The following is a 12,381-nucleotide window of genomic DNA, read 5'->3' on the forward strand; positions in this document are numbered from 1 at the left end:
ATATGGGAAAGCCAACGGGATTTTTAGAATATGAAAGAGAAACCAGTATAGAGATCGCTCCGGAAGAAAGAATTAAGAATTTCAATGAATTCCATATACCATTAAGTCTTGAAGAACAGAAGATCCAGGCTGCCAGATGTATGGACTGTGGTGTTCCATTCTGTCAGGCAGGTATGATGATCGGCAGTATGGCATCCGGTTGTCCGTTAAATAATCTGATCCCTGAATGGAACGATATGATCTATAATGACAACTGGGAACATGCTTATGCCAGACTGAGCAAGACCAATAATTTTCCTGAATTTACCAGCCGTGTATGTCCGGCTCTCTGTGAGAAGGCGTGTACCTGTAATATTAACGGTGATCCGGTATCCGTAAGAGAAAATGAACGTGCGATCATTGAATATGCCTATGCAAATGGTCTGGTAAATGATCAGCCTCCAAAAGGAAAAACTGACAAAAAAGTTGCCGTGATTGGTTCCGGTCCATCTGGACTTGCTGTAGCGGATATGTTAAACAGCCGTGGACATGACGTCACTGTATATGAGAGAAGTGACAGACCGGGCGGACTTCTGATGTATGGTATTCCAAATATGAAACTGGAAAAAGAAGTCATCGACCGTAAGATCGCATATATGGAAAAGCGAGGCATCCGTTTTATATTAAATACAGAAGTGGCAACCGGAAAGTCCACAGCAAAGTCACCGTATCCAAAGGATGACCCGATCACAGGATATCTGAAGAATCCAAATCAGAAGTATGTAAAGGCAGAAGATCTGTTAAAGGAATATGATGCAGTTGTACTTGCCTGCGGCGCATCCAATCCAAGAGATATCAAGGCAGCAGGCAGAGATGCGAAGGGAATCTATTTTGCGGTTGATTTCTTAAAGACAACGACAAAGAGTCTTGTAAATTCAAAGTTTGCAGATAAGCAGTTCGTGAACTGCAAGGGTAAAAATGTTCTGGTTATCGGCGGCGGTGATACCGGTAATGACTGTGTGGGAACTGCCGTCAGAGAAGGAGCAAAGAGTGTTACCCAGCTTGAGATGATGCCGAAGCTTCCGGATCAGAGAGCAGAGAATAACCCATGGCCGGAGTGGCCGAGAGTCTGCAAGACCGATTATGGTCAGCAGGAAGCAATTGCAGTATACGGACACGATCCTCGTATCTATGAGACGACCGTTAAGGAGTTCTTAAAGGATAAGGATGGTAATGTGAAGGGGGCCAAGTGCGTAAAACTTGACTGGCAGAAGGATCCAAAGACCGGCCGTATGAATATGACAGAGGTACCGGACAGTGGGTATGTGATCGACTGTGAAGTCGTTCTGATCGCAGCCGGATTTCTTGGCAGCCAGAAGTATGTAGCAGACAGCTTTGGCGTAGAATTAAATGAACGTACGAATGTGAAGACTGCATGTCCGAAGTCCTATGTAACAAATGTGCCAAAGGTATTTGTTGCAGGTGATATGCACAGAGGCCAGTCGCTGGTCGTATGGGCGATCCATGAAGGTAGAGAAGCTGCTGTTGCAGTAGATTCGATGTTGGTTGGATATACAAACCTGAACAGCTAAATATATTTATAGAAGAAACTGTTATGCAGATGTCCGGAGTGAGGATGTCTGCATGGCAGTTTCTTCTGTTAAATATGTGCAAATTTTCTAATTTTTTGGGTTTTCTTTTATACTTATTGACAGAAAAACCGGGGACGTTTAAAATAGATGTTATCTAGGTGAACTCTGCCCGGAACGATGTTTTAACAGAACAAAATCAGGCAGATGAGTAAAAAGAAGGAGAGTAAACTATGAGAAAAGGTAAGAAATTTATCTCAGCGGCACTAGGGTTTGCGCTGGTATTCCAGTCGTTTGCCGGAATTGGTCCGGTAGCTGTCGCTGCAACGGGAGATGTAGATATCAATTCGACATTTACCGACGCGAACTTTCGGTCATATGTATCATCGAATTTTGATACAAATAAAGATGGCACGTTGTCAGAAAAAGAAATTGATGCGGTAACATCACTGAATGTAAGTATCAGTACATATTCAAAGAAGATATCAAGTCTTGCAGGCGTGGATGTATTTACGTCACTGGAATATCTGGACTGTTCCGGTCAGGCAATTGGAAGTCTGGATGTAGCGGATCTGGAGAATCTGAAATCTATTAATGCATCGAGCGACCAGTTGACGACATTTACATTACCAAAGAAAGCAGAACAGCTTGCTTCTGTTAATCTTTCCTATAATCAGATCACAGATATCACATTCCAGACGACTTATGCAGCTCTGAAAGAATTAAATGTATATGGAAACCAGTTGACTTCAATCGATCTGTCAAAGCTGCCGGCACTTGTGCGGTTGAATGTTGGTTACAACGCTTTGTCGGTACTGGATCTGAGCAAGAACACGAATCTGGAATTCCTGCACTGTCAGAGCATGACAAAGCTGCAGACGTTAGATATATCAAGCAACAGTGCGGATCATACAAAATTAGCCTATGTTGATTGTTCCCATATGTTGTCGGGTGGTCAGGGTGCGATCAAAGAACTGGATGTTACAGGTGATACCGGCCTTAAGACACTGATCGCAGATGATAACTCCATAGATGTATTAAATATGGATGGAGCAACGTCACTACTGACACTGAGTGTAGCAGGAAATAAGATCAAGTCGATCGATGTGTCCAAAGAATCCAGTCTGGAAACATTGAACCTGTCCAATAACAGTATCCAGTCTGTGGATGTCAGCAAGAATGCGGTCCTGAAATATCTGAATCTTGGAGCTATGCAGTTAAGCACGATCGATGTTACAAAGAATCCGTTACTGGAGAAGCTGGATCTGAATTCCAACCAGCTCATGGATATCGATGTGAGCAAAAACACAGCACTGACAGAGCTGGATCTTTCGAATAACCGGTTACAGAGAATTGACGTTAAGAATAATACAGGTTTAACTACATTGAAGCTGGATAATAATGCTTTGGTTGCAATCGATGTATCTTCCTGTCCTGGACTGTTGGAGGGTGAGTTCTCCTGTACAAATAACAGCAGACATATTTCTCTGTCAGAGCCAAACTACATCTTTAATATGGCGGATTTGGTAGCCGATGGATATCAGTCAGAGTATTCCGGTGTAGACCGTAAGGATGATACGATCGGATATGCATGTATCCGTACGACGGATCAGAATGGTAATAATCTGATCAAGAATGCAACACTTCAGGGATACACCTTATATACAGACGTTACCAATGAAAAGACACAGAATGTTGAATACAGTTACTATATCGGACTTGGAAAACAGACAGCAAAGTTTAAATTAATTGTTGATAATCCATTATCCTTAATTGTATGGTATACCTCAAATGGCAGCATTGTGAATAGCGGAAATGCAGAGTTAAGCCTTCGTGTCGGTGATACCACAACATTAGTTGCAAAGGATAAGAAGGAGAACGAATATTCCAAGGATATCATTTCCTGGAGCTCCAGTGATCCAAAGGTATTCAAGGTAGATAATGATGGCACGCTTACCTGTGTTGGCGCAGGAACAGCAACCCTTTATGTAAATATCAATAACAAAGCAAGAGCTTATATGACGATCAGCTGTCATAAGCCGGTAACAAAGGTTGTATTAAAAGACAAACAGAATGTTGAATATAATGATGGTGATACGATCGACCTGGTAGCAGGAAGCTGGGTTGGCGATGACCTGAAAACAAAAACACTTACAGCAACCTGCTATACAGATGAAGGCGTAGCAGACAAAGAGTATTCAGGCGTTACTTATAAGGTTACAACAACAGCAGATAAAGACAGCGCATCAAATTATAAAGTTGCAACTTGTACCAATGCAGGCGTGTTGACAGCAAAGGGAGCAGGTACAGTATACTTACATTGTATTTCAAAGGATTCAGGTGTAGATACAGTGTTAAAGGTAAATGTTTCCCAGATGGGCGAAGGTGTAACACTGTCAGAACAGAAGACAACGATGTTCACAGGTGTATCTAAGACATTCACAGCAACAGTAACACCGGATACCGCAACAAACAAAGAACTTGTATGGTCATCCAGTGATGAAACCGTAGCGCAGGTTGACCAGAATGGTAAGGTAACAGCAATTTCTGAAGGAACTGCTACTATATTCTGTAAGCTGAAGGCAAATCAGGGAATATATGCAAGAGCAGAGATCACAGTATATACAAGTGCAAATGGTGTAACCTTAAATCACACAGAATATACCCTGATCAAGGGAGCAACTGCAGAGGAAAGAAGAGTAACACTTGTTGCAAAGATCCAGGCAGAAGATACATCTTTATTTAAACCGAAATACAGCAGCAGTAATCCGGAGATAGCAACCGTAGGAACAACCACGGGTATTGTAAGTGCAGTAGCACCGGGAGAAGCCATTATTACCTGTACGATTGCAGATGGTATATCAACCGAGTGCAAGATCACAGTTATACAGAGAGTAACCGGAATCCAGATTGTAAGAGAAGGAACTGTTATGAATTCCGGAGAGAAGATGAAAGTAACAGCAAATGTTATGCCTGCAGATGCAAGTAATCCGGATGTAGAGTGGTCATCTTCGGATGAGAACATTGCAGCAATTGCTGCTGATGGAACGATCACTGCATTAAAGCAGGGTAAAGTAATCATTTACTGCAAGGCTCTTGATGGAAGCGGTAAACAGTCACAGTTTAATCTTACAATTAATGAACTTGCAAAAGATATTACCGTTGATCAGACAAATGTAGTCGCATATATTGATAAAGATACGGTTGTAAAAGCAAAGGTAACACCGGATACAGCAACCAAAAAGACACTGTCCTGGTCATCGGATGATACATCCATTGCAACCGTTTCGGGTGGAACAATGACAGTAGATGGAATCTCATATACGATCGGAAGAATCCGCGGTGTTGCACCGGGAACAACAACGATAAGATGTACAACACAGGATGGAAGTAATATTGAAAAAGAAATTAAAGTCACAGTTGTACAGCAGATCACAAATATCACACTGGATAAGACAGCAGTTGAGATCAATGCAGGCGAAAAAGCTTCGATCGCAGCATCTGTATTACCGGCAAATGCAGGTAATAAGAAGGTTGTATGGTCATCTTCCGATGAGAAGATCGCAAAAGTAGATCAGAAGGGTATGATCACAGCGGTTGGAAGAGGTACAGCCGTAATCACATGTAGTGCTGCAGACGGAATGGGTGCTAAGACAACCTGCCGTGTAACGGTTAAGCAGAGAGTTACATCAATCAAGTTAGATGCAACGACAATGAAATTATTTGTGGGCAATAAACAGTCCTTAACACAGACGGTATTACCGGAAAATGCGAATATGGCTACTGTAGAGTGGAGCTCCTCAAATGCAAAGGTTGCACAGGTAACATCTTATGGTCAGGTTACTGCAATGGCAGCAGGAAAGGCAGTTATTACATGTAAAGCAAAGGATGGAAGCGGCGTATTCGCAACCTGTAGTGTTACGGTTGTAAATCCGGTACAGACCATCAAACTGAATCAGACACAGAGAACAATCTTAAAGGGTAAGAAATATACCTTAAAAGCAAAGGTTGGACCAAAGAATGCAACCAGCAAGGCTGTAACCTGGAAGTCTTCAGACAAAAAGATTGCAACAGTAAGCTCAAAGGGTGTTGTAACTGCTAAGAAAGCAGGTCGTGTAACGATTACATGTACTGCGAAGGATGGAAGCAATGTTTACGCAACCTGTTCTGTAACCGTTGCAAATCCGGTTAAGACGATCAAACTGAATAAGAAAAAGGTTACGATCAAGAAGAAGGGAACATATTTGTTAAAAGCTACTGTAGGACCAAAGTCAGCAGGTAATAAGACAGTAAAGTGGACATCTTCAAATAAGAAGGTTGCAACTGTATCTGCATCCGGTCTTGTAACAGCTAAGAAGAAGGGCAAAGTAACAATTACTGTGAAGGCAAAGGATGGCAGCAAGAAAACTGCAAAATGTATTGTAACAGTAAAATAAATATAAGGATTTGGTGAACATGACCGGTATTTCCGGAGCATGGGAACAGTAAAAAGCAGGATATCCAATACCTCCGATAAGGAGTGAGGATATCCTGCTTTTGTTATCTTAGGCTTTTGAATCTATTGGGCATATTGTGCATGAGATCCTTGAGGCGAAATAAATATTCGTGAAAGAAAGGACAGAGCTATAGAAAATATGCGCAGTCCGTATAAATTAAATAAGCCCTTCTCAAAAGAAAAGGGCTTATCTAATATCTTCAACAACAAAGAAAAAAATTATGAATTAAGAACTGTCTATATAATAACGATAAATTATGAACAAATTATGACCATAAAAACAACGATTTGCAAATTAAAAGTAAGTTTTTTTTGACATATTTTCATACGTTGTGCGTTTTATACAAAAAAATCCATGCGCATTGTTTATCTTGATGAATTCACCGGACGCATGGATTTTTGATTGTATTTTTTGATGTACAGGCAATTAATGTAATAAGTGATCGACCGGAAGATATACAGGAAGTCCATCTTTATACTGTAATGAAACCTCACCGATGATCAGAGGACGAAGATAGTCGATCATTTCGTCTGTGACATCATTTCCTGCTTCATTGATCCATTCAACCGGAACGGATTTTGCTTCGTTTGCAATATCAGCAACATCGGCGGATTTGATCACCCACTGATACGGATCGTTTGAGATTCGTTCGATCGCAGCCATGATACCGGTCTTGCCTTCAGCAGCATATTTGACTGCTGCCTGGCCAAGAGAAAAAGATTCTGTAATATCGGTTCTGGATGCAATATGACCGGCACAACGCTGTAATACATTCAGCTCGATGGAACGTACTTTAACACCGATTTCATCACGAACCAGATATTCCAGAGCCTTGCCGGCACCGCTTAACTGTGCATGACCGAATTTGTCTGCAACAGCAGAATCTGAGCTGATGTAGTTGCCGTCAGCATCGTGAATACCCTCCGAAACAGCAACAATAACCGTTTTCTGTTTTGTAAGTTTATCTTTAACATCGGCTAAGAACTGTTCTTTTGAAAATGCAACCTCCGGAAGATAGATCAGATCCGGAGCCTGACTGTAGGTTGTTCTGGCCAGAGCGGAAGATGCAGTCAGCCAGCCGGCATCCCGACCCATAATTTCGATGATGATAACTGCCGGAATCTTATAGATATAAGCATCATGTGCAATCTCTAATACGGTGGAAGCCACATATTTGGCAGCAGAGCCAAAGCCCGGTGTATGGTCGGTTGCAAACAGATCGTTGTCGATCGTCTTTGGTACTCCGATGATCTTAACATCTGACTGGATGGATTTGGCATAGTTGCTGAGCTTTAAAACTGTATCCATGGAGTCATTTCCACCGATATAGAAGAATGCACTGATTCCATATTCTTCAAAACGTTCAAATATCTGCTTATATGGAGCGGGATCCTCGGTATAATCCGGGAGCTTGTAACGACAGGAGCCAAGATACATGGCTGGTGTAAGCTCCAGTGTATTCAACATAGGAAAATGGGAGAGTGCCATCAGTGACATATCCATCATATTATTTTCCAGAACACCGGTAATACCATGCAAAGAACCATAGATTCTTGTAAAACTACCGGATTTTCGAACTCCATCGATCACACCGGCTAAAGAAGCGTTGATTGCAGCGGTAGGACCGCCGGATTGAGCTACGATACAATTTTCTTTTTTCATTTTTGTCTCTCCATTCTTTTGTTCTATCAATTACTCAGTAGTGCTGTCAGATTTCAGCTAACTGAATGATTCCTTTTTTATAGAGGATATCCGGAACGTAGGACATCTTAGACTTACGAAGTCCGGGAAGTCCGAGATCCTCTTCGCGGTTTACATAGGTATAAGCCTGAAGCTCATGCGTGACAAATGACTGATTGATCATAGGATAGATGCCGTCAATACTGTCATCTGCTTTCTCAAAATGTACGTCAAAGGTATCTGCGGTCAGCGGTTCCCCTAAGGTAAATGCAGACGGGATGTGATTGACGTAGATGATTCCTCCGGTCATCTGAAGTTTTTTCCTGTTTGCAAGAGCTTTCCGGATGATATTATATTCATAAGCATGTTCTTCTGCAAGATCCGGCTGCAGGACATCGTGTTTTTCCACCCAGTATCTGGCGACTGCAAGACAGGCATCGATGTGCTCATCTGTGATTGTATAGTATTCATAATCCGGGTAATTACGCAGAAAGCTGTTGATATGATTCCGTTTGCCATGCAGCTTCTTTCCATGCAGACCGGTCAGCTTTTCTACTGTGTAGATATAGTCAAAATCACCTGGATCCAGAGTATAAGAGAAGTTTTTGCCGTACCAGCCGGAGATGATTTCATACATTTCCAGTGTCGCACAGTGGACACTGGGGGTTACACCCTTTGACTGAAACCAGGCACAGATTTCTTCAAATACGGCTTTTGCATTCTGAAGATAGACAGGATCCTGAAGATCTTTCACAAAATCTTTGCCTTTGCCGAGCGGAAACGTAAAAGAAGAAGGTTTTCCGCCTTCTTCTGATATAAATACAAGCATACCAGAGAGGATTGTATAGGATACATGGTATTCCTCTGCCCATAAGATGGCATTTCCAGGACAGAAACCACAGTCTCTGATACTGGTACCTCTCAGATACGGAGTTAAAATGTCAAGTTGCGATAAAGTTGGTTTTATAAGTTCCATGTATATGTCTTTCTAATTCTTAATTCTTCTACTATATTTTTATTCAGGACTATAGAGCAGGGTTAACAGATTCTTACGACCGTAGGTCATAAGGCCGTCAATGATCGCTTTTTTATTGTCCTCTGAAGTCCTGATCTCAACAAGCTGCAGCAATGCATTTACATAGCTGGTCCAGCGTTCATAGATCTTGCGCTGTGCATCTGTCGATACCGGAGGAAGCGAGGTGACTGGAGCATCGTCATCATCCGAGGATACGCCTGTTATATGGAATACAGGAGAGTCCGGTGTCAGGGCTTCAATTCCGTATGCGATCATATAGAGCTCTTCGGTTCGCACCAGACCGCAGTCATACATTTCCACAACCAGATCATTGATACATTCTTCCAGTTTGTTGAAATGATGTTCGCAGCGTAGACGGGTGATCGCATCGCCATCTTCCATATCCTCTTTGTTATACCAGTAACCCATATCGGCCTCTGTGTCACCTTCCAGTGCCTCTTCATATTTCTTTTTCACAGCAGTTGTCCGGCGGCTTCGTTTGTTTGCGATTTTTTCCTTTGATACCTGGACAGACCAGACGATCAGAGCGATAAATGCAAGAAGAAGTAATATGCCAAAAACAACTGTCAGAATCGATTTGATCATAGTTCATTACCTGCCATATTATTGATTGGATCTGCATAAAATGCAATAAAAAAATTCATACCTACAACACATTATACTACAGAGTGCCATTCCTTTTCAATTCTTCTATTTGAAAAAATGAAGGCAATAACCAAATTTTAGGTCTTGCATGAGTAGTATGCCTATAGTATAATTACGTTAAAGCTGAGATGTACTAAGCTTCTTGCGATTTTGAACCTACATTTGAATAAAAGGGATTCCTATATTGCTGTTTGCGATGTCAGGCCTCTTCAAACGTGGAAGGCAGAGATTCAGTTGCGGTTGCCCACCTAGCATTGGCTAGGACTCAAAATGCAGGAACGCATTTCAGTTTTCAACAAATGATAAAGAGAGCAGCATCTATGATGCTGCTTTTTCTTTCGATATATATGTGCAGCAGAGCACATGTATAAATAAATTATGTCACAGGAACTGGAATTTTATGAAAAATTTTTTAAAATTTTTAACCTTTTGTGTGATGATCCTGTTGGTCGTTTTGATCATTTATGCAGGAAAATATGCTATAAAAGAAAAAGAAGAAATACCGGATGAATATAAGCAGACCGATATTTCCATATTATCAAATCTTCGGGATTCAGCAGGTGCCGGTGTTGTAAAAGAGTCGGACAGTCAGGCAGATAAACAGGCACGGGAAACCATGCAGACCGATCATACAGCGGAGCTTCCTGTTTTGTCGGAGCAGAACATGCCAGATACGATCCGTGTTCTGTTGTCCGATGACGGAAGCTACTGGCAGTCAGAAGTCCGGGTGAGCAGTGATTCGGACCTTCGTGTTATCTGCGGGCAAACAGAAACAAGCTATAAGAAAGGAACGGAGATTGATCTGGCAGAGCTTACCGGGGACGCAGATCCGGTTTCCTTAACGATCATTCCGGAAAAACAGGGAAAACTGACAGTAGAGAGTCTTCATAAATCAGAAGGAGCACCGTCCTATCGGGGAAAGCTGCAGATAAAAAAACAGGAAAATAAATACTGTATTGTAAACGAACTGGCGTTTGAGGAATACCTGTATGCGGTTGTTTCCAGTGAGATGCCTTCCTCATATGAGAAAGAGGCGCTGAAGGCACAGGCGGTATGTGCAAGAAGCTATGCAGTTAGAAGGATCCAGGATGGTGCATTTGAAGAATATGGGGCGGATCTGGATGACACAACTGCCAGTCAGGTATATAACAATGTATTTGAAACAGAGGAAACGATTCATGCAGTACAGGAAACCGAGGGACAGATCCTGACCAATGACGGGGATGTGGTAAATGCATATTTCTTTTCAACCTCCTGTGGAACGACATGCCGGAATGATGACGTCTGGGGTGGAGAGAAGTTAGATTATCTGAATGATCAGTTGGAGATTTATACAGAGGCGGATCGGAAACGGTTAGGAGATGCAACTGTTATGCTCGATCATGGATATTTTCAGATAGGGGATGGCAGATTGTCAACGGAAGAGGTATTCCGTGCATTTATCGATCAGACGGTCTATGTGAACAGTATTGAGAAAGAAGAACCATTTTACCGCTGGCAGGTTACGCTGACGGCAGATCAGATACAGACACTTGCGGGTGCAGATATCACAGATCAGACCGGAGAGATTGAGAAAGTCCGGATCACGAAAAGAGGAAATAGCGGAATTGCCCGGAATATGGTATTATACGGGAAACAGAGTTCTGTTACGATTGAAGGACAGATGGAGATACGTGAACTTCTCTGTTCGCCGGATGTTGTGATCCGGAAACAGGATGGAAGTGAAACATCAGGTTTTGATCTGCTGCCAAGTGCGTATTTTTATATTACGCAGGATAAAGAGGGAAATTATCAATTGCATGGTGGCGGCTTTGGTCACGGAGTCGGCATGAGCCAGAACGGGGCAAATGATCTGGCAGAAGCAGGATATGGATATGAGGAGATCCTGTCTCATTATTATAATGGAACAGAACTTGAGAAATTGAGAAAAACGGGAAATAAAACAAATGAAGAATAAAGTAAACCGGGTGAAAGAGAAAATCGAATGGATCCAGAATCTTACAGTTGTACGGATGGTTCAGGGAGCAATGAGGATCAACAAGGATAATCAGTTGTCTGCGTTTGCGGCACAGGCGGCTTTCTTTCTGTTGCTTTCTTTTTTTCCATTTGCAATGATGCTCCTGATCGGCATTCGTTTTCTTCCGGTAACACAGGCGGAGTTTATAGAGCTGGTAGCGGAGATGATACCGGGAAAGATGGCAGAGACACTCAGCTTTATGGTCGATGAAATCTACAGTACGCAGGTTGGAACGACGATGATCGTGTCAGCAGTCGTAGCAGTCTGGTCGGCGGCAAAAGGAACGATGGCGATCGAACGAGGACTCAATTTTATGGATCGGACGAAGGATACCAAGAATTATATATTACGAAGACTGACAAATGCATTATATACGCTGATATTCTGCGTGATGCTGATCGCACTGGTCGGAGTATATGTTCTTGGAAATACGATCATGGAAGATATTCTTGCAAAGACAAACTGGGTGGATTATTCCGAGAAGATCTTCTTTTATTCCAGACTGTTAACTGCGCCGGTGCTGGTATTTGCAGTTATTTTACTGATCTATTGTCGTCTGCCGGATAATCATCTGCGTTTGAAGACAGCAATACCGGGGGCGGTATTCACAACTGTCTGCTGGGTATTGTTATCAGCGGCATTTTCATCCTACCTTACTTATTTTGGAATCAATACGTATATGTATGGCAATCTTGGAGGCATGGTCATCGCAATGCTCTGGCTGTATATCTGTATGTATATCCTGCTTTTGGGGGCAGAGTTGAATCTGTTCTTCCGTGATGAAATCTGGGCTGTATTCCGGAAAATCCACACAGACCTTCATAAAAAAAGAACAAAAAAAGATTAAAATTTTATAAAAAATAGTTGAAAAAACGACAGGAGAGAAATATACTAAGCGTATATGAGACGAGGGGAAATCGTTCAATAAATGGAGGAAAG

At 42.1% G+C, this 12,381-nt stretch carries 7 protein-coding genes; 4 read left to right on the forward strand and 3 right to left on the reverse strand.

The window, feature by feature from the left end:
• The first annotated feature begins 2 nt into the window (after positions 1–2).
• Complete coding sequence (locus DWY07_RS11745) at positions 3–1,571, forward strand: glutamate synthase subunit beta (RefSeq protein ID WP_117823311.1); 1,569 nt, start codon at positions 3–5, stop codon at positions 1,569–1,571.
• Positions 1,572–1,801: 230 nt separating this feature from the next.
• On the forward strand, positions 1,802–6,004 hold the full coding sequence (locus tag DWY07_RS11750) for an Ig-like domain-containing protein (protein ID WP_117823312.1): 4,203 nt from the start codon (positions 1,802–1,804) through the stop codon (positions 6,002–6,004).
• 486 nt (positions 6,005–6,490) lie between these two features.
• On the opposite strand, the gene DWY07_RS11755 is transcribed toward DWY07_RS11750, so the two are convergent.
• The 3 genes from DWY07_RS11755 to DWY07_RS11765 are packed head-to-tail and all read right to left on the reverse strand — an operon-like array spanning position 6,491 to position 9,365.
• On the reverse strand, positions 6,491–7,726 hold the full coding sequence (locus tag DWY07_RS11755; protein ID WP_021944724.1) for a 6-phosphofructokinase: 1,236 nt from the start codon (positions 7,724–7,726) through the stop codon (positions 6,491–6,493).
• A 46-nt stretch (positions 7,727–7,772) separates the two neighbouring features.
• Positions 7,773–8,720 (reverse strand): phosphatidylglycerol lysyltransferase domain-containing protein, encoded by a 948-nt coding sequence (locus tag DWY07_RS11760; protein WP_117808751.1) that lies wholly within the window; start codon positions 8,718–8,720, stop codon positions 7,773–7,775.
• A gap of 39 nt (positions 8,721–8,759) precedes the next feature.
• The gene (locus DWY07_RS11765) at positions 8,760–9,365 is read right to left on the reverse strand and encodes a hypothetical protein (protein WP_117823314.1); all 606 of its coding nucleotides are present in this window, start codon (positions 9,363–9,365) and stop codon (positions 8,760–8,762) included.
• 460 nt (positions 9,366–9,825) lie between these two features.
• Here DWY07_RS11765 and DWY07_RS11770 point away from each other — a divergent pair, with 460 nt between their 5' ends.
• Both DWY07_RS11770 and DWY07_RS11775 read left to right on the forward strand, forming a co-directional pair.
• The gene (locus DWY07_RS11770) at positions 9,826–11,382 is read left to right on the forward strand and encodes a SpoIID/LytB domain-containing protein (protein ID WP_117823316.1); all 1,557 of its coding nucleotides are present in this window, start codon (positions 9,826–9,828) and stop codon (positions 11,380–11,382) included.
• Positions 11,372–12,289 carry a YihY/virulence factor BrkB family protein gene (locus DWY07_RS11775; protein WP_117785156.1) on the forward strand — a complete coding sequence of 306 codons (918 nt, stop codon included), beginning with the start codon at positions 11,372–11,374 and terminating at the stop codon, positions 12,287–12,289. Before DWY07_RS11770 ends, DWY07_RS11775 begins: the two co-directional genes overlap by 11 nt.
• Positions 12,290–12,381 lie beyond the last annotated feature (92 nt).

This window comes from Clostridium sp. AF23-6LB (genome assembly GCF_003461085.1).
Lineage (GTDB): Bacteria > Bacillota > Clostridia > Lachnospirales > Lachnospiraceae > Coprococcus > Coprococcus ammoniilyticus.

Excerpts from the sequence above, each read along its gene's own strand:
- DWY07_RS11755 (WP_021944724.1), bottom strand. The coding sequence starts at position 7,726 with ATGAAAAAAGAAAATTGTATCGTAGCTCAATCCGGCGGTCCTACCGCT.
- DWY07_RS11770 (WP_117823316.1), top strand. The coding sequence starts at position 9,826 with ATGAAAAATTTTTTAAAATTTTTAACCTTTTGTGTGATGATCCTGTTG.
- DWY07_RS11775 (WP_117785156.1), top strand. The coding sequence starts at position 11,372 with ATGAAGAATAAAGTAAACCGGGTGAAAGAGAAAATCGAATGGATCCAG.
- DWY07_RS11750 (WP_117823312.1), top strand. The coding sequence starts at position 1,802 with ATGAGAAAAGGTAAGAAATTTATCTCAGCGGCACTAGGGTTTGCGCTG.
- DWY07_RS11760 (WP_117808751.1), bottom strand. The coding sequence starts at position 8,720 with ATGGAACTTATAAAACCAACTTTATCGCAACTTGACATTTTAACTCCG.
- DWY07_RS11765 (WP_117823314.1), bottom strand. The coding sequence starts at position 9,365 with ATGATCAAATCGATTCTGACAGTTGTTTTTGGCATATTACTTCTTCTT.
- DWY07_RS11745 (WP_117823311.1), top strand. The coding sequence starts at position 3 with ATGGGAAAGCCAACGGGATTTTTAGAATATGAAAGAGAAACCAGTATA.